The organism is Pseudomonas fluorescens, from assembly GCF_900636825.1.
Taxonomy (GTDB): Bacteria; Pseudomonadota; Gammaproteobacteria; order Pseudomonadales; family Pseudomonadaceae; genus Aquipseudomonas; species Aquipseudomonas fluorescens_BG.
The window spans coordinates 2789735-2808437 of record NZ_LR134318.1 but is presented as its reverse complement, the minus strand read 5'-3'; the positions used below and the strand labels follow the sequence as shown (position 1 = coordinate 2808437).

Annotated in this window: 18 protein-coding genes; 8 read left to right on the top strand and 10 right to left on the bottom strand. The window is 61.2% G+C overall.

The features are described from left to right. Positions 1-23 precede the first annotated feature (23 nt). From EL257_RS12710 to EL257_RS12690, 5 genes are all read left to right on the top strand, one after another. Positions 24-1502 carry a c-type cytochrome gene (locus EL257_RS12710; RefSeq protein ID WP_419866603.1) on the top strand — a complete coding sequence of 493 codons (1479 nt, stop codon included), beginning with the start codon at positions 24-26 and terminating at the stop codon, positions 1500-1502. Then, positions 1499-1972, top strand: coding sequence for a (2Fe-2S)-binding protein (locus EL257_RS12705; RefSeq protein ID WP_126363002.1), 474 nt, complete (start codon positions 1499-1501; stop codon positions 1970-1972). The genes EL257_RS12710 and EL257_RS12705 overlap by 4 nt, the downstream gene beginning before the upstream one ends. After that, positions 1969-4203, top strand: coding sequence for a xanthine dehydrogenase family protein molybdopterin-binding subunit (locus EL257_RS12700; RefSeq protein WP_126363000.1), 2235 nt, complete (start codon positions 1969-1971; stop codon positions 4201-4203). Before EL257_RS12705 ends, EL257_RS12700 begins: the two co-directional genes overlap by 4 nt. A gap of 170 nt (positions 4204-4373) precedes the next feature. Then, the gene (locus tag EL257_RS12695; protein ID WP_126362999.1) at positions 4374-5486 is read left to right on the top strand and encodes an alkene reductase; all 1113 of its coding nucleotides are present in this window, start codon (positions 4374-4376) and stop codon (positions 5484-5486) included. Between the two features lie 245 nt (positions 5487-5731). Beyond that, on the top strand, positions 5732-6679 hold the full coding sequence (locus EL257_RS12690; protein WP_126362997.1) for an EamA family transporter: 948 nt from the start codon (positions 5732-5734) through the stop codon (positions 6677-6679). A gap of 179 nt (positions 6680-6858) precedes the next feature. Here the strand turns inward: EL257_RS12690 and EL257_RS12685 are convergent, their stop codons facing one another. Beyond that, positions 6859-7644: a helix-turn-helix transcriptional regulator gene (locus EL257_RS12685; RefSeq protein ID WP_126362995.1), complete on the bottom strand. Its 786-nt coding sequence runs from the start codon at positions 7642-7644 to the stop codon at positions 6859-6861. A gap of 133 nt (positions 7645-7777) precedes the next feature. Between EL257_RS12685 and EL257_RS12680 the strand changes: the two genes are divergently transcribed. The 3 genes from EL257_RS12680 (at position 7778) to EL257_RS12670 (ending at position 11039) form a co-directional block, all read left to right on the top strand. Beyond that, on the top strand, positions 7778-8611 hold the full coding sequence (locus EL257_RS12680) for a carbon-nitrogen hydrolase family protein (RefSeq protein WP_126362993.1): 834 nt from the start codon (positions 7778-7780) through the stop codon (positions 8609-8611). A gap of 119 nt (positions 8612-8730) precedes the next feature. Next, entirely contained in the window at positions 8731-9840 is a 1110-nt protein-coding gene (locus tag EL257_RS12675; RefSeq protein ID WP_126368086.1) for a polyamine ABC transporter substrate-binding protein, read from the top strand. A 65-nt stretch (positions 9841-9905) separates the two neighbouring features. Continuing rightward, positions 9906-11039 (top strand): P1 family peptidase, encoded by a 1134-nt coding sequence (locus tag EL257_RS12670; protein WP_126362991.1) that lies wholly within the window; start codon positions 9906-9908, stop codon positions 11037-11039. A gap of 190 nt (positions 11040-11229) precedes the next feature. Here EL257_RS12670 and EL257_RS12665 read toward each other — a convergent pair whose 3' ends face one another. The 9 genes from EL257_RS12665 to EL257_RS12630 form a co-directional block, all read right to left on the bottom strand. Continuing rightward, positions 11230-12069, bottom strand: a complete 840-nt coding sequence (locus EL257_RS12665; protein ID WP_126368084.1) for an MBL fold metallo-hydrolase — start codon at positions 12067-12069, stop codon at positions 11230-11232. An 8-nt stretch (positions 12070-12077) separates the two neighbouring features. Then, positions 12078-12236, bottom strand: a complete 159-nt coding sequence (locus EL257_RS27760) for a hypothetical protein (protein WP_172604435.1) — start codon at positions 12234-12236, stop codon at positions 12078-12080. Positions 12237-12262: 26 nt separating this feature from the next. Then, positions 12263-12556, bottom strand: a complete 294-nt coding sequence (locus tag EL257_RS12660) for a hypothetical protein (protein ID WP_126362989.1) — start codon at positions 12554-12556, stop codon at positions 12263-12265. Then, positions 12504-12896, bottom strand: a complete 393-nt coding sequence (locus EL257_RS12655) for a hypothetical protein (RefSeq protein WP_126362987.1) — start codon at positions 12894-12896, stop codon at positions 12504-12506. Before EL257_RS12655 ends, EL257_RS12660 begins: the two co-directional genes overlap by 53 nt. Further along, positions 12850-13032, bottom strand: a complete 183-nt coding sequence (locus tag EL257_RS12650) for a hypothetical protein (RefSeq protein WP_419866602.1) — start codon at positions 13030-13032, stop codon at positions 12850-12852. Before EL257_RS12650 ends, EL257_RS12655 begins: the two co-directional genes overlap by 47 nt. Positions 13033-13173: 141 nt before the next feature. Further along, complete coding sequence (locus tag EL257_RS12645) at positions 13174-14934, bottom strand: ABC transporter ATP-binding protein (RefSeq protein WP_126362985.1); 1761 nt, start codon at positions 14932-14934, stop codon at positions 13174-13176. Continuing rightward, positions 14931-16133, bottom strand: coding sequence for a beta-glucosidase (locus tag EL257_RS12640; protein WP_126362983.1), 1203 nt, complete (start codon positions 16131-16133; stop codon positions 14931-14933). Before EL257_RS12640 ends, EL257_RS12645 begins: the two co-directional genes overlap by 4 nt. Further along, positions 16130-17323, bottom strand: a complete 1194-nt coding sequence (gene glf, locus EL257_RS12635; protein ID WP_126362981.1) for a UDP-galactopyranose mutase — start codon at positions 17321-17323, stop codon at positions 16130-16132. Before glf ends, EL257_RS12640 begins: the two co-directional genes overlap by 4 nt. Then, the gene (locus EL257_RS12630; protein ID WP_126362979.1) at positions 17311-18480 is read right to left on the bottom strand and encodes a glycosyltransferase family 1 protein; all 1170 of its coding nucleotides are present in this window, start codon (positions 18478-18480) and stop codon (positions 17311-17313) included. Before EL257_RS12630 ends, glf begins: the two co-directional genes overlap by 13 nt. Positions 18481-18703 lie beyond the last annotated feature (223 nt).

The window sequence follows — 18703 nt, the reverse complement described above, 5'->3', positions numbered from 1 at the left end:
TCCGTACAGCGGGCAACGCAGTGATGCGTCGAGCGCAACGTTGCTGTTGGCGCAACGCGCTGTTGCGCGGGCCGGTGATTCTCCGTCGCTGGCGTCTTCTCTACGCTTTGGCCTTGGCGCAGACCTCCGCATCGGCGCCCTTCCCCGGCTGCTACAAGGAGCGTTTCCATGACCCCGACCCGATTTGTCCCGCCGTTTACCGACGCGTTTTTCTGCCGACCATGAACAGTCAATTCCTCAAATCGAAAACATTTTGGAGCTGCGTGGCCGTGCTTGCGGCAGTCGGCCTGGTCGGCGCCTTTGTGCTGATGTGGCGCCCGTCGATCGCACCGATCGAACGCCCCACGGTGTTTGATGCCGGGCAATTGCAACGCGGCGCGCGGGTAGTCGAGGCCGGCGATTGCGCGGTGTGCCACACCCGTCCCGGTGGCGAATACCTGGCTGGCGGGTTACCGCTGGTGACGCCGTTCGGCACGCTGTACAGCACCAACATCACTCCGGATCCACAGACCGGTATCGGCGAGTGGTCGCTGCCGGCCTTCGACCGGGCGATGCGCCAAGGCATTGCCCGCGATGGTCACTTTCTCTATCCAGCGTTTCCCTACGTGCACTACCGGCGCATGAGTGCAGCGGACATCGCCGACGCCTACGCCTATCTGATGAGCGGGCCCGCCGTGCACGCACCGGCCGAGCAGAACCAGATGAACTTTCCGATGAACATTCGTCCACTGGTGTCGTTCTGGAATCTGCTGTTCCTGCATGGCGAGCCGTTGACGCCGATGGCCGAACGCAGTGAAGCGTGGAATCGCGGGCGCTATCTGGTCGACGGCCCAGGCCACTGCGCCGGCTGTCATTCGCCGCTGAACCTGATCGGCGCGGAAAAATCCTCGGAATATTTGCAGGGCGGCAGCGTCGACGGCTGGAACGCACCGGCATTGATCGGAATGGGCCAACGCGCCAATCCGTGGAGCCGCGAGCAATTGGTCGGCTATCTGCGCGCCGAAGTCGTCGACGGCCACGGCACACCCGCCGGGCCGATGCGCCCGGTCAGTCTGAGCCTGGCACGCTTGCCGGCCGGTGAAGCCGAGGCGATTGCCGAATACTTGCTGAGCCTGGAAAACCAACACTCGGTAACAGAAACAACGGCCACCACGCAACCCGCCAACCCGGCGGACCATACCTCCGGCGCCCTGCTCTTCAGCAGCGCCTGCGCCGGATGCCACGCCCCGGCCGCACCGATGCGTGAAATCGACGGGCGGCCCGGACTGCAGAACACTTCAGCGCTGCAAGCGGCCAGCTCGCGCAATTTCCTCAAGACCGTACTCGAAGGCGTGCCCGCCATTCCCGGATCGCCCGGCCCGGTGATGCCGCCGTTCGCCGCCAGCCTCGACAACGCCCAGCTCGGCGCGCTCGCCGCCTACCTGCGTCAGCAAGCCAGACCCGACCAGCCTTGGGCCGACCTCTCTTCCACTATCGAAGCGTTACGTCAGGAGACGAAATGAGCCAGATCACTCTCAACGTCAATGGAGCCGCGCAAGCGCTCGAGCTGGAACCGGACATGCCGCTGCTGTACGCGCTGCGCAACCACTTGAACCTCAACGGCGCCAAATACGGCTGCGGCCTGGGCCAATGCGGCGCCTGCACGGTGATCGTCAATGATCAACCGGTGTTCGCCTGCCTGACGCCCTGCGCCGGTCTCGAAGGCAAAAAAATCCGCACCGTCGAAAGCCTGGGCAGCGCTGAAAAACCGGGGCCGTTGCAAGCCGCTTTCATCGAAAAGCAGGCTGCGCAATGCGGGTACTGCATCGCCGGCATGCTGATGCGCGCGCAGTCATTGCTCGAACAGGATCCGCATCCCGACGAGCAAACCATCCGCGAACACATGGCCGGCAATCTGTGCCGCTGCGGTACGCACTTGCGCATCATCGAGGCAATCAAACAAGTCGCCGGGCACAACGGGAGCCTGACATGAGTGAAGCAAACGGCTTGAACCCCAGCCGCCGGGCCTTTCTGCGCGGCGGCGCGCTGTTGATGGCGTTCACCCTGCTACCAGTGGCGCGGCGTGCTTTGGCCGACACCGAAGTCGATACCCTCGGCACCGTGGTGCTCGCGCCCGATCTGCCCGGCAGTCTGCGCACCAACCCTTATCTGGATGCCTGGATCCGCATTGGCGCCGACGGCATCACCGTGTACACCGGCAAAGTGGAGTTGGGCACGGGGGTGAAAACCGCGTTACTGCAAATCGCCGCCGAACGTTTGCAGGTGCCGGCCAGTGCGATCAACCTGCTCACCGCCGACACCGCGCTGACGCCCAACGAAGGCTACACCGCTGGCAGTCACAGTATTTTCGACAGTGGCACCGCGCTGTATAACGCCGCCGCGCAGGTTCGCGAGATGCTCGTCGAAGCCGCCGCACGCCATTGGCAATCAGACGCGGCGTTGCTGAGCACCCGTGACGGCGTGATCGAAGGCCCGGCCGGTCAGCGCATGGCGTACGCCGAGGCGGTCAAGCATGTCGATGTGCACCAATACGCCAAGGCTGAATCCCCGGCGATGGCCGCGGCCGACTTCAAACTGATCGGGCATGACTTGCCGCGTCTGGACATCCCGGCAAAAGTCAGCGGCGGTGCGGCATTCGTCCAGGACATGCGTCTGCCGGGCATGTTGCATGCGCGAGTGATTCGCCCGCCGCGTCCGGGTTGCACGCTGCAAGCGTTTGACGCAGCGTCCGTGGAAGCGCTGAGCGGCGTGGTCAAAGTGATCCGCGACGGCAACTATCTGGCCGTGGTTGCCCGGGATGAATGGCAAGCGATCAAAGCCATGCGCAGTGGAATGGAAAGTGCGCAATGGGCTGGCGGCGAGGCGATTCCCGACGCTGCCGGGATTCACGACTTGCTCAAGCGCTTGCCCTCCAAGCGTTATCCCATCAGCAACGCCGGCGCGGCGAGTGGCTCAACCGACACGCGGTTCAAGGCGCGGGTGACCAAGCAATATCTGATGCACGGCTCGATCGGCCCGTCATGTGCGGTGGCCTGGTTCAATGACGGCGTCCTCACAGTCTGGACGCACACTCAGGGCGTGTATCCGTTGCGCGCCGGCATCGCCGAAATGCTCCGTCTGCCACCGGAAAGGGTACGCTGCATTCATACTGAAGGCTCCGGCTGTTACGGCCACAACGGCGCGGACGATGCCGCCGCCGATGCGGCATTGATCGCCATGCGCCTGCCCGGCACGCCGGTTCGTGTGCAATGGATGCGCGAACAGGAAAATTTTTGGGAACCCTACAGTTCGGCGATGGTGGTCGAAGTCGACGCGGGTCTTTCGCAACATCGCCTGCAAGACTGGAGCTACGAGCTATGGACGACACCGCACAACGAACGCATCGTCAATGCCGGGCGGCTGTTGCCGGCGCGCTTGCTGGCGCGGCCCTTTACCTCGGCGCCATCGGTGCCGATCGCCCAGCCCGAGGGTGACGGCGATCGCAACGCGGTGCCGCTGTACGACGTCGGTGCGACGCGGATCAACATGAACTTCGTCACCGAAATGCCCTTTCGCACTTCGGCCATGCGTTCGCTGGGCGCGCACATCAACATCTTCGCCATCGAAGCGAGCATCGATGAGTTGGCGATCCAGGCCGGTATCGATCCGGTAGCATTGCGCATGGCACATTTGGACGACCCGCGCGCCCGTGCAGTGATCGAGCGTGTTCGCGATTCGATCGGCTGGCCGCACAAAAGCAACGAGCCGGGCGCGGGCATCGGTTTCGCTTTCGCCCGCTACAAAAACATCATGGGTTACTGTGCGATCGCGGTGAAACTGCGGGTGCATCCGCAGACCGGAGAAATCCGCGTCGACCATGTAGTGACCGCAGTGGACGTCGGCCAGATCGTCAGCCCGGATGGCCTGCGCAATCAGGTCGAGGGCGGCATCGTCCAGTCGGCGAGCTGGACGCTCTACGAAAAAGTTGCCTATGACGCCGGGGGCATCCGCAGTTACGACTGGAGCGGCTACCCCATTTTGCGTTTCACGCAACTGCCGAAAAAAGTCGATGTGCATTTGCTTGATCAACCGGGGAAGCCGTTCCTCGGCGCTGCGGAAATCGTCCAGGGCCCGATGGCCGCCGCCCTCGGCAACGCGCTGGCCAACGCGACCGGCCGCCGCTGGCTGAACCTGCCGCTGACCCGCTCTACGCAACCGGCCTGAACCGCGCCCGCGTTCATCCTCAATGAACGCGGGCGTGTTGCGTTGCGCGCAATACAGCGTGGCGCCCGCCACGGATTATCACCCTCGCTACGCCCGGTTAACTTAGCTCCAACGCGTGTGGCACCTGGCAGCCGCGCTTGCATTTCACTCATCGAAATCCGGAGCTACCCATGACTCGTCGCCTGTTCCAACCCATCGCCCTCGGCCCCTACACCCTTGCTCATCGCGTGGCGATGGCGCCGCTGACTCGCTCACGCGCCGGCCAGCCCGGCGACGTGCCAACAACAATGAACGCCGAGTATTACCGCCAACGTGCCAGCGCCGCGCTGATCATCACCGAGGCCACGCAGATTTCCCAGCAAGGCCAAGGCTACGCGTGGACGCCTGGCATCTACACCAACGCTCAGGTTAAGGCGTGGCGCGAAGTCAGCACGGCGGTGCATGAGGCTCGCGGCTTGATCTTCATGCAACTGTGGCATGTTGGCCGGGTGTCTCATCCCAGCTTCCAGCCCGAAGGCGGTTTGCCCGTTGCGCCGAGTGCGCTTCCAGTGCCGGGCAAAACGTTTATCGTCGATGAAAACGGCAGCGGCGTCTGGGGCGATGTACCGGTGCCGCGCGCACTGGCAACAGCGGAAATCGTCGACATCGTCGAAGACTATCGCCGTGCGGCGCGCAACGCGCTGAACGCGGGAATGGACGGCGTCGAAATTCACGCTGGCAACGGCTACCTGCTCGACCAGTTCCTGAACAGCAACAGCAATCAGCGTGACGACGCCTATGGCGGCAGCGTGGAAAATCGCACGCGGTTTCTGCTGGAGGTGGTGGCGGCAGTCGCAGACGAAGTCGGTGCCGAGCGGGTCGGCGTGCGCCTGACGCCGATGGGCCGGTTCATGGGCATGGGCGATGACACCCCCGAAGCGACGTTCGGCCACCTCGTTGAAGCGCTCAATCAGTGGAATCTGGCCTATCTGCACCTGGTAGAGCCGGCCATGGTCGGCACGGTCAAGGATGAAAACTTCGACCCGCGCTGGGACGCAATCATTGCCCAGCTGCGCCATCTCTGGAACGGCGTGTTGATCCTGGCGGGCGGTTACGACGCGGAATCCGCCGAAGCAGCGCTTGCTTCAGGCCGCGCGGACATCATTGCTTTCGGCCGACCGTTTCTCGCCAATCCCGATTTGCCGCGTCGGCTGCACGATGGTCTGCCCCTCAACACACCCGAGCCGAACAGCTTTTTCGGCGGTGACCAGCGTGGCTACATTGACTATCCATTTCACGCCTGAGGGGTGAAATGCCTGCAGGGCAATGGAGGCTTCCCAAGAAAGTGCCCATTGCCCTTTTCCATTAGTCGTACGATGTCGAAATCCAACGCATGCGTTAATCGAATCGCCATACCCCGCGAATGGTCGCGCTCAATCCTACCAAGGTCGCTTGCCCGCCCTTAGCGAATACGGTACAAACTCAATAGTTGTACGACGACATAATAAAAACCATGCCGCACGCTCGGCTATCACTATTGAGATTCGCCATGCCTCGCTCTACCGTTGCGCCAACCGTCCCGCCACCTTTCCCCCGCTACCTCGCCGTGATCATTCTGTTGTGCATGGGCTGTGCGTTCGCCGGCAATCATGTTGCAGCGCGAGTGGCTTTTGATGATGGTGCCGGTGTGCTGCTGGCGATTTTGATGCGCTCCGGCGCGACTCTGCTGGTGCTGGCGATCCTGGTGTTGTGGCAACGACAGAGTCTGCGCTTGCCGGCGGGTGCCTGGCGTTGGCAATTGTTGCTGGGCCTTTTGATCACCGCGCAGAGCTTGTGTCTGTATTCTGCCGTCGCGCGGATTCCGGTAGCACTGGCCCTGCTCGTGGCCAACGTGTTCCCCATTTTGCTGGCATTGCTTACGTGGGCGCTGGGTGGTCAGCGACCGACCGCACGCACCGCGACTCTGATGGGTCTGATCCTGCTTGGCTTGGTATTTGTGCTGGATGTGCCCGCGCGGCTCTCAACCACGACAGCCGTCAGCTCGCACTGGCTAGTGGGCGTCGCGCTCGCATTCTGCGCGGCCAGCGTGTTCGCCTGCGCGCTGTGGATCACCGATCACAAGTTGTCCAAAGTCCGTGGCTCGGTGCGCAGCCTGCTGACCATTTTCATCGTATTCAGCAGCGTCAATCTCGCAGGGCTGACGGGCGCCCTGCCCGGCGGATTGAATCTGCCAGCGACATCAACCGGATGGTTGGCCTTGGCCACGCTGGTCGTGCTGTACGGAACGGGGTTCATCGTATTGTTCATTTCGGTACCGCGATTGAACATGCCAAGCAACGCGCCGGTCATGAACATCGAACCGTTGGCCACGTTGCTGATGGGCTGGATCGTGCTGGATCAAATGCTCAGCAGAGGGCAGATTCTGGGCGGGGTCATTGTAGTGACGGGGATTGTTTTGCTGACGTATCGCAAATCAACGGTCAAGGCTGAAGCCTGAGCGAATAAAAACACCGGAAACAAAAAAGGGCTTGCATGAGTTATGTCATGCAAGCCCTTCATATTCATGGTGCCCGAAGCCGGAATCGAACCGGCACGCGCTTTCGAAAAGTATCACACACCGGCGCGAGATGTGGGGGCCGATTGAACATCAGCCGGCGTTCTCATTAACCCATGGCTTCAGCTTTGCGCACTAAGGAAAAGGGAGAACAGCTCAGACTGAGACTTAATGCCAAGTTTGCTATACATGTGCTTGCGGTGGACCTTCACAGTCTCGGTGGAAATTCCCAGCTTGCGGGCGATCTCCTTGTTCGAGCAGCCGCTGAGCATCAGCCGGCCGACTTCCAGTTCGCGGGCGGAGAGTGGCGTGTCCAGCTGCTGGTCGGTGGCATCCAGCCAGCTCTGCCAGCTTGGTGCTGGCGAAGCAGTTTGCTCCAACACCTCCCGCTCGAACACCATGCGCTGGCGCATCAGCGCGGCGACCCAAGACTGGATGAGCGTGAGCAGAGCAATCTGCTCTGGATTGAAGCGACCTTCGCTTCCCAGCGAAAGACTGAGGGTGCGTTCCGCGTCTAGCTGCACGTTGATATGCACTTCGTCAGCAACGATATTGAGGCGGAAGTAGCGTTGGTAGTAGTCGGTCTGTTCGAAGCACTCCGGCGCCACGTCGGCTAGCCAAAACAAACCGTTCTGCGGTGCTTCTCGATTGGCCAGGTAGAACGGGTCGAGCAGGTATAGGCCTTTGAGGTAATCCTCAAAGAGCGGATCCGGGCCGCCATCCTTGCCTGGGCATTCTGCGAGCACCTGCGGGCGGCCATTGCTGAAAATCAGCACGACCCAACTGTCCACCGAGATGTAGCGGTCCAGCAGGCGCACGAGCGCTAGCCAGAAATTGGGACGATCCAGGCCCTCGATCAGCTTTCCTACCGCCTGGTGCCAAGCGATGTCCTGCAGTGTAATGCTCACGTTTCTACCCATTCGGGGTTACCCCATCGATGTAATTACTTTCCGCATGACGGCTCTCCATACTTTATCCAGCCCTGGCGGGTGCTGTTTGGTTTGGCAATTGTGAGCCCACATAGACGTGAAAGGATCACCGATGAAGATTGAACTCGTACAACTTACCGGCCGCGATGGTGACACCGCTTATAACCTGGAGCGTACCTTGCAGGCTATCGCTACCTGCGCAGCGGATACCGACCTGCTGATCTTTCCAGAAGCCCAATTGATGGGGTTCGCCAACGCGCAGCAGATTGCCCAAGTCGCCGAGCCAGTGAGCGGGCCAAGTGTCCAAGCTGTCCAGCGCGCCTGCCGCGAACGTGATGTCTGCGTGGTTGTGGGAATGGTGGAGAGTGACGCAGGCAACTTCTACAACACGTCTTTGTTGGTTACTCCACAGGGAATCGCCCTTACCTATCGCAAGACACATCTCTGGCCATCGGAACGCGGCCTGTTCCAGCCGGGAGATCGTTATGCGACCGCGATCTGGAATGGAGTGCGCGTCGGCATCCTGATCTGCTACGACATCGAGTTGCCGGAAAGCGCTCGCGCCCTCGGCCAACTCGGCGCTGAGCTGATCTTGGTGACTAACGGCAATATGGATCCCTACGACGCTGTCCACCGCACCGCGATCATGGCTCGTGCCCAGGAAAACCAGGCATTCGCGGTGATGGTGAATCGAGTCGGACCGGGCGATGGAGGCCTCGTTTTTGCCGGTGGCAGCGCGGCGATAGATCCCTTTGGGCGCACGCTGTGTGAGGCGGGGCGCGCAGAGTGTCGTCAGGTGGTAGAACTGAATCTCGATTTGCTTCGCACTGCCCGCCATGACTACGACTACCTCAAAGACCGACGCCTGCACCTGATCGGCGAGCAGGTGGAATGCGCTGATGGTCGACGCGAACTGCTCATACCTGACCGCGCGCGAGCGTTGTAACCACGTCAGACGTCGTTGCGTTTTGCTTCACCTTTCCACCCTGCCACTACAACAATCACAAACCAGCAGGAGCGGTGCTCGTGTCTCTTGACCCGGCGCTTGTGCTCTGGAGCAACCCGATGAAATCCACTTTCTACATGCAGTGCGTCCTGGCCGCGGTTTTCGGTTTCGGCCTGGTCTGCGCCAAGGCCGAAGAGCCTGAAAAATCAAGCGTGCACATCTACAACTGGTATGACTACATTGCCCCGAACATCGTAAAGGACTTTCAACAAGAAGCGGGCATCAGCGCTGTGTACGATGTGTTCGACAACAGCGACGTCATGCAAAGCAAACTGATGGCTGGCCGCAGCGGCTATGACGTAGTGGTTGCCAGCGCTGACCTACTGCCGAACCTGATTAAAGCAGGTGTGCTTAAAAAGCTGGATCGCTCAAAGTTACCGAATTGGTCCCACCTCGACCCTGACATCCTTGCGAAGTTGCAGAGCAATGATCCCGCAAACAGCTATGCAGCCCCTTATCTGTGGGGCACCACTGGCATCGGCTATGACGCGGACAAGGTCAAATCGATACTTGGCACTGATGCGCCAGTTGATTCCTGGGACCTGATTTTCAAACCGGAAAATCTGGCCAAACTGAGTCAGTGCGGTGTGGCCATGCTGGACGCGCCTAACGAGGTCATTCCCATTGCCTTGCACTACCTCGGACTGCCTTACAACAGCCTGAACCCGGAGGACTACAAAAAAGCCCAGGCGCTGCTGCTCTCGCTACGCCCACATATCGTCTACTTCGATTCTTCCAGGTTCATCTCTGATCTGGCCAATGGCAATGTCTGCGTCGTGCTTGGCTGGGGCGGAGGTGTCGCCGATGCGCAAAAGGCTTCCAGACTGGCTGGCAACCATCGCAACCTCGTGTACAGCATTCCCCGCGAAGGTGCACCGGTGTGGGTGGAGAATCTGGTGCAACTCAACGACGCCCCCCACCCGGAGCAAGGGTTGGCCTTCATTAACTACATGCTGCGCCCCGAAGTCATTGCGCAGGCATCCAACTATTTGAGCTATCCGAACGCCAACAAGGATGCTACGCCGCTTGTCGAGCAGAAAATCCGCGACAACCCCGGGGTGTATCCGTCCAGGAAAGTGTTGGACACGTTATTTCCTCTAGAACCTCTCCCGCTGAAGATGGAGCGCGTTCGTACCCGCACCTGGAACACCGTCAAGACCGGCACTTGATTCGCAGGATCGCTGTTCCCACGCCACTCAAAGCCATTTTATAAAGCCTATCAAAAGTGAAAATCATGAAAGACATGACGAAACCACGTGCCCGCGATCTAAACATTCAATTCGGTCAATTGCCGCCCGGGCCACTCAATGCCATCACCGATGTGCCAGGCGTACGGGTTGGCCACAGCAATGTGCGCGGAAAGTCCGCCAACGGCCGCGACATTCTCACCGGCGTAACCATTATTGAACCTCGAGCCGGTTCCACCAGCCACCAGCCGTGCTTTGCGGGTGTCCATGTGCTCAATGGCAATGGTGACGCCACGGGACTGGAGTGGATTCGTGAAGCGGGATTGTTGACCAGCCCGATCGCGTTCACCAACACGCACAGCCTGGGCGTGGTGCGCGATGCATTGATTGTGCTGGATCGTGAACAGCAGCCGGATGACGGACGGCTTTACTGGAACATGCCAGTCGTACTGGAAACCTTCGACGGTTTGCTGAACGACATCAACGGCTTTCATGTGCAGCACGAACATGTTGCCGCAGCCCTGCACGCTGCGGTTGATGGGCCGGTCACCGAGGGCAGCGTCGGTGGCGGCAGCGGCATGATCTGTCATGAATTCAAGGGTGGAATCGGCACAGCTTCTCGGCGGCTGAGCGGTGTCCAGGGCGGTTGGACCGTCGGCGCTATCGTCCAAGCCAACCATGGCATACGCAATGAGTTGCGTGTCGATGGTTACCCCGTCGGACGTTATATGGAAAAGGCGGATTCACCGTTTCTCAAAGCCTCGCTGCCGCATCCGGGCATGGGTTCGATCGTGGTCTGTCTCGCCACCGACGCGCCGTTGCTGCCGCACCAGTGCACACGCCTGGCCCAGCGCGCTAGCCTCGGCTTGGCGCGCACGGGCGGTGGCAACGAAGATCACAGCGGCGACATCTTCATCGCTTTCGCTACCGGCAATGACATACCGCCTGCCGCTTATGAAAGCAAGAAAGCGCCGATCTGCGACAACCTGAGCATGGTGAATAACGATCACATCAGCGAACTGTTTCTGGCCGCGACTGAAGCGGTCGAGGAAGCGATCATCAACGCCTTGATGGCCGGCGAGACGGCTGAAGGAAACGGACATGCCGTGCCGGGCCTGGATTCTCATACGCTGCTCAAAGCCTTGCACCAAGCCGGCTGGCCGGGAGCGGCAAATGGCTGACTGATTTAGCGGTGTTGAGGTAGGTGTGCTTTGTTCAATTTGGGCGGCTATACGCCCAGCCGCCTTGAGACGCTGCATCTTAAGGCGGCTGGGCGCAGTGGAGCGTCTGGCTGGTTTCGACTCGGGAGTGAGCCCAGGCACATATTGCAGTTTTTTAGACGCCTGAAGCCCTCCCCTCATTTCCTCTGGTCTACATTCTCGATTCAGCATCAAGCGCTTGCTCCAGCTCACGCGCATCATGACTGCAAAATATATCCACCGCCGCGCCACCATCGGCCGCCAATTGGCGCAACCTCTGCTGGTTATGCAGTCGCGCCTGGCGGTCAGTGTCCATCAGGGTCTGGTAGAAACGCATGCCAGGTGGACATCGGCGTTTGGGGAGGTGGACTTCGTCATGATGAAAGTAAGCATCGCCAGCATGCAGCTTCCAGCCCTCGGCGGTGCGGATAGCGATGCCTGCGTGGCCGGCGGTGTGACCTCCGAGAGGTACCAGCAGGATGTCTTCTTCCTCGGCGCCGAACAAGGCTCGCACCGAGTCGAAACCAAACCAAGTGTCGCCGTCAGGGGCGTATAGTTGCCAGTCCGAGACGTCACGCCATTGCGCAGGCAGGAAGCGGCGCCGTTCGATCCAGCCATTCGCCAGGGTGGCGTGGTTAAGTTCCTGGTGCATCACGTGTACGCGCGCATTCGGGAAGTCTTGCAGGCCACCGGCGTGGTCGAAATCCAAATGCGTGAGCAGGATGTGGCGGACGTCGTTGGGGTGAAAGCCCATGAGGCGCAGTTGCTCGAGGGCGGTGAAACGGTGCTCGAGCTGGATATTATTGAACGTCCTGAAGAAACGGCTGAGGCGTTCGGGATGGTCGACGTCCCGCTGGCCGAAACCGGTGTCTACCAGGATCAGGCCATTGGTGGCGGTCTCGATCAGCAGGCAATGGCACACCACCGAGGCAGTGAGCCCGCGGCTGTAGCCATCGAACAGGGCGCCGCCCAACGGGCACATGCAACCACAATTGAGATGATGCACACGCAGGCCCTGGGTCATGGCTGCAGATCCGGGTCGGTGTCCACATTCGGCTGTTTGATCGGATCGACAGGGGGTTTGGCGGGCTTGGTTTCGGCGGCGTACCCGTGCGAGATGCCCAGCGACAGGGCCAGGGCCAGGGCGGTCAGTGCGCCTTTGAGGGTCGGGTTGTTCATGTTGCCTCCAAGACACGACGGTCGGTTTATTTCGTGGGGGACGTCAACTGCGCCGCATCGATGCACAGGTCGATAGCCACGGTGTCGAGTCGATCGCGTTGCTGGGCTGCAAGGCTTTGCAGCGTTTTGCCGTAGACCACGTCTGCGGCGTCCTTGAGCCGCTGCCATTCCTCCAGGCTGATGATTTCTCGCTGCACCAGTTCATCGGCGCGGCTGACGAGCGTTCGATAGAAGTCGTCCGGGTGATCCAGGCGGTAGCTGTCGTCCTCAAGCAACAGGTGCCACGCCCGAATCTCCATCGCTTTTTCGCTTTTTTCCATGCTCGCGCTCCCGCTGAGTAAAAAACCCTTGCGCGTCAGTAACGCAATACAGCCGCCGCGCGGGTGTCGGTGGGCATCGAACGCTCGGCAGGCACGACCACCACTTCGCCGCCTGGCGGATAACGGCAAGGATCAATTCGTCCAGCGCAGCGTCTTCCTCGGCGACCTGGGCGCCTGCCTCGCTGCCGTCAGCCTCCACCAGCAACAACGCCACCCGGCCTTCCAGCGTTGCGTGTTCAATGTCCACCAGCCGCGAGGCATAAAGCCGCTGCCCTACGGCCACGCCAAATCGATCAAACGATCTGGCAACGTTTGTCTTGCGGACCGGATTTCTGCGCATTCACGTCGCCCACATGGATTTCCACACGAGTCAACAACGAGCTGTAATGCTCCAGTTCATCCACCACTGTACTGCCCACCCACGCCTGAAGATCGGCACTGCCTTCGATATGGTTACTGTCTACTTGAACCAGCATGGTCAACTCCTCTTCTGTCTCGAAAAGTAGGTTCGCCCCAAGGGCGTCAACGGCTATGTAAGGTTCGAACCGAGGCTATGCTCACGCGTTCGTTCGGCAAACGGCGCAGGCCGATCAACGGCGCACTGCGACCCTCAGGCCTCAGTAGTCCCGGGTCATCGCCTGCATCCGCCAGAGCGTGCGGAAACGTCCCTGGCGGCGACGCAGTTCATCGGGTGAGCCGTCCTGAACCACTTTCCCCTCCTCCAGCACCAGCACCCGGTCGAAGCTGGCGATGGTCGAGAGGCGGTGAGCCACAGCGATCACGGTTCTGCCGCGCATAAGGTCCATCAGCGCGTACTGGATGATGGCCTCGGAATCGGAATCCAGAGCAGAGGTCGCCTCGTCGAGGATCAAGATCGGCGCGTTCTTCAGGAACGCCCGCGCCAGTCCGAGGCGTTGGCGTTGCCCCCCAGAAAGCGTCACGCCACGTTCCCCCACCAGTGTGTGATAGCCACCGGGCAGCGCCTGCACGAACTCATCGCAGTAGGCTCGCCGAGCGGCATCAATAATCTGTTGCTCGGTCGCGCGCGGCTGGCCGTAGCCGATGTTTTCCAGGATGCTGCGATTGAACAGGGCCGGCTCCTGGGGTACCACAGCGATTTGCCGGCGCAGGCTGTCCTGGCTGACCGAGCGGATGTCTCGGTCGTCGATCAGGATCACCCCGCTGTGCACGTCATCCAGGCGTTGCAGCAAGCTGAGCAGTGTGGATTTGCCGGACCCTGAGGTACCGGCAATCCCGACGCTCTGGCCCGCCGGAATGTCCAGATATAAATGGTTGAACACTTGGCGCCCGCCGGGATAGGCATAGCTGACGTCCACCAATTTGATACCGCCTCGGGTCGGCGCCAGTTCTTCCGGCGCATCGCTGAGCTCGTGCGGCTGCGCGATTATGGCGAGCGTTTCGGTGATGACGCCCATCTGCTGGCTGGCTTCCACCAGCGCCAGCGCCAATTCGCGCGAGCCATGGAGGATACGAAACGTCAACGCGCTGACCATGACCACATCGCCCGCCGTAACCTGGCCTTGGCGCCACAGCAGGATCGCCCAGCCCAGCATTGATCCGGCCATGATGGACAGGCAGATATCGTGGAGCACGCGAGCCTTTTCCAGGTAGATCCAACTGCGCCGATGCGCGCCCGCCTCGACGCCTATCTCCCGCTCCAGCCTGACGCGCTCGCGCTCGCGCCCGGAGAACGCCTTGATCGTCCAGACATTGGACACCAGGTCGACAATCTCGCCCCCGACCCGCGCGGACTGTGAGGCGAAGGCGATATGCCGGTTCCTGCCACGCACGCCGACCACGGTGATCAACGCGGCTACGAGCACCACACACCCGATCAGAGCCAATGCCATTGAGCCGCGCACGGCGAACAACACCACTACGGCACCGATAAAATCCACGCACGGCGGTACGATGCGCCAGGCCAGGCCGCCGTATATCTTGTCGGCGGCCGCGCCGGCCGACGAAACCCGATTGGCCAGCGCACCGGCGAAATGCCGGTTGAAATAGCGGATCGGATGACCGGTCAGGTGATGAAAAAGGTCTACGCGCAGGTCGGCGCAACTGCCCACCACGGTATGACAGCCGACCCAACCGCCCAACCGCCATAGCACGTTTTCCAACACGATCAGCCCGATGAACAGACTGAACGCCTGCCACACCTGGTCGGCCTGCGATTCTCCGGCCATGGCGTCCACCAGCAACTTCATGCCGTACTGCACCGCCACCGCGCAGCAAGCCGCGCCGATCACCAGTGACAACATCGCGCTGAAATGCAGCGGGCGCACTCTCACGTAGCGCCATAAAAACGCGCTGGCTGTCGCCGGCAAAGGCTCATCGCGCAAGCGCTGGAAGATCATGTTCGAAGCCTCTGCGCGCGCCTTTCATCAAGCTCGTGCAAGCATGCCTCGACACGCTCGGGCAGGGCTTTGAGCTGCAAGTGCAACGGGTGGAAAGCCGCGCGTTCGCCCTCCCCGTCGGCGTAGCCGAAGACGCCGGTTGGGCAGTAACGGCCATCATCCCAGCCGGGGTAATCGAGAAAGGGGTACCAACAAATGCCTTGCACCGGCACGCCACGCTCCAGCGTCATCAGCACCTGGTCCACGACATAGCTCAACCAGGGCAAACGTTGCTGGTCCTCCGCCCCGGTCTCGGAGATCAGCAGCGGCCGCTGGTAGCGCTGGTGCAACTCTTTGAGCATACCGGCGAGCGGGCGATAATTTGGCTCACCCGGCGCAATGCGCCCGCCTTGGAAATACCACTGGTTATGCGGGTAGAAATTCGCGCCGATGATATCCAGGTAATCTTCCTGCCCGCCCAGGCTTGGCCACTGGCGTCCGATCAGCATGTCCCAGGCCTCGAATTGGGCGACCCGGTACTGTTCGGCACTTTCAATGTCCTCGCTACGCTGAGACTGCGAAACCACGTTGATCAGCGGGTCGCACTGCACGAAACGCGCAGCCGGCGTCCGTTCGCGAATGGCCTCGATCGCAGCGATGCTGGCGCGCACCAACTGATGCTTGAGCTCCTGCCCGCGCCCGTGGGCATTGGGGTTGAAATAGCCGACGTCGCCCCCCGCCCAGCTCCAGAACGATATCTCGTTGACCGGCGAATAGAACGGAACGCTGATGCCTTCATCCGCCATCAGCCCTGCCACAGCGCCGGCAAAACGTGCGAACCGGTCGACAAACGACGGGCGCCAGACGTCCAGGTCATCCGGATACCCGTAGTGGCAAAGGTCCCAGATCACTTGCACCTGGTGATCGCGCGCAGCCCTGAGCATCGGCAGGAAACTGCTCCAGTCGTAGCGACCGGGGCTGCGCTCGATCAAGTGCCAACGCAAGCCGTCACGGGCGCAACGCACATTCAGGCCCGCCAGTTGCGCGTAATCCTTGTGCGCCCAGCGCGCGTGCCCGGTGTCGGCCAGCAAGTCCAGGCGCCGGCCATCCCGGCGGCGCTGGCTGGAGCACTCGTAGCCCGCCATCACGAAGCTGTTGAAAAGCGCGTGATGACCGCCCTCGCGGGGCTCCGTTGGGCCCTGCTCCGGCAGCGCGCTCATACCGCATCGAGCCCGACTGCAACGGTGGCTTCGCTGTTCGCAGCCTCAATGTCGCGGTACAACGCAAGCGCCTGACCCACCACCTGGTCCATGTTGTAGTACTTGTAAGTACCCAGACGCCCAAGGAACGTCACATTCGGCGTCTGCTCCGCGTGGGCCTTGTAACGCTTGTACAGCTCGACGTTTTCGGCGCGTGGAACCGGGTAATAAGGGTCGCCCTCATCGCAGGGAAACTCGCGAGTGATGCTGGTGCAGGGATGGACCTGACCGGTCAGGTGCTTGTACTCGGTGATGCGCGTGTAGGGCACCTCCGGGTCCGGGAAGTTGACCACCGCCACCGGCTGATAGCGCTCTTGCTCGAGCGTCTGGTGCTCGAACCGCAACGAACGGTAGGGCAAGCGGCCCAACTGAAAGTCAAAGTACTCGTCGATCGGGCCGCAATAGATCACGTGGCTGAATTTCACCTCGTCGCGCACGGCCTTGAAGTCGGTGTTCAGCAGCAGGTCGATCCGGGGATGATCGAGCATCCGCTCGAACATGCGCGTGTAGCCATCGCGGGGCATCATCTGGAAGGTGTCGGTGAAATAGCGGTCGTCTTCATTGGTGCGCGTCGGGATCCGCGAGGTCACCGACTTGTCCAGCGCGGAAGGGTCCAGGCCCCATTGCTTGCGGGTGTAGCCTCGGAAGAATTTCTCGTAGAGCGTGCGCCCGATCTGATTGACCACCACGTCTTCCGAGGTGCGAATCGTCGCCACCGGTTCTGCGCGCTCGGCCAGGAACACTTCGGCTTGCTCGGACGTCATCGACAAACCGTACAATTTGTTAAGCGTGGTGAGATTGATGGGGATCGGCACCAGTTGCCCATCGACCTGCGCCAGCACACGGTGCTCGTAAGGCCGCCACTCGGTAAAGCGCGACAGGTAGTCGACGATCCGCTGCGCGTTGGTGTGGAAGATGTGCGGACCGTAGCGGTGCACCAGCACGCCTGCCGCATCCGGGTGATCGTATGCATTGCCGGCGATGTGTGCGCGTCGGTCGATCAACAGCACGTTGCGTTCCAGCCCCTGGGCCAGCCGTTCGGCGATGACGCTGCCGGCAAACCCGGCACCGACGACCAGGTAGTCATAGACGCCGCGCCCGGGTTCGCAGGACGGTCCGGATCTGGCGGTTTCAATATTTATCTGAGGCATTCGATCTGCTCCTTCATAAAGCGGCACGTGTTATCCCAGGACATCCCCTCAAGCGCCGCATCGGCGCGTTTCAGGAAATCGGGCGTACCTTTGAGGCGCAGCGCGCCTTCGATGGCGCTGACAAACGCGTCGGCAGTGTCGGCGATAAATACGGCACCGCTTTGGCCGTAACCATTGACCACGTCGCGTATCGGCGTCGAGACCACGGGACAGCCGCCGGCCAGGTACTCGGGGGTCTTGGTGGGGCTGATGAAACGGGTGGAAGCATTGAGCGCGAACGGCATCAGGGCCACATCCCAGCCGCTCAGGTAAGCCGGCAGCTCGGCGTATTGCCGCCCGCCCAGATAATGAATATTGGGGCGTCGCGGCAGGGTCTGCGGATCGATCTTGACCACTGGCCCAACCAGTACGATCTGCCAGTCGGGACGCAACGCCGCCACGTCGTCAACAAGCTCGATGTCGAAGCGCTCATCGATCACACCGAAAAAGCCCAGGCGTGGCCGCGCGATCGTCGCCTGGTCGGCAGGGTCCGCCAATGCGTTTCGCGCCTGCGCAAAATGCCCAATGTCGACGCTGCTGGGCACCGGGTGCGCATTGCCGTGCTGGTGCTGCTTGACCTCCCAGAGGCTGAAACCGCCGGTGAACACCACGTCGGCCCTGTCCATGAGCAGCCGCTCCATGTTCACCAGCTGGGCCGGCGCGCCCTTGAACGCAGACAGCTCATCCATGCAGTCGAACACCGTGACCCGCGCCTGCAGATGGTCGGTAAATGCCAGGCTCATGGGCGTGAGATACCAGAGCAGGAGATCACCCTGCGGGGCCTCGGCGAGACGCTCATCCAGCAACCGTCGCTGCGCCTCGATCATCGCCTCCTCACCCAGGCCTTCAGGCAGGCGCGGGACAACCACCTGAATGCCTGCCGCCGGGCTCGACACTTCAAGCCGGGGCGGCTCGCCGCCGCCCACTAGCGGTTCTTCGAAGAAGATCACGTCGTAGTCTTTCGCCAGGTGCGACATCACATGCTGCGGACGCTGGTAGACGAACCCCCAGCGCAAATGGGACAGACACACCAGCGTAGGACGGGCCTGGCTGGGGGATTCAACAGGGCTTAGCCCGCTCACCTGGGCTAATTGCTCGGGCTGTTCTGCAAGGTTCATATCAAAGTCCTCAAGCGCAAAGATGAAGGCTCATGCATCAAGCCCCTTGGCCATACCGTGTCGATACGGCAAGTGCACGACAGCCCTTATCAAGACCATTCGGCTCTTGAAGGTTGGAAGCACGGTCTTCGCGGGGCGTTCAGCGCAAGAGTGAGCAAAGCCGATGAACTGCACATACCGGTCAGCCACCCGGTTTGAACTCCTCGTAAAAAGCGCCCCCTAC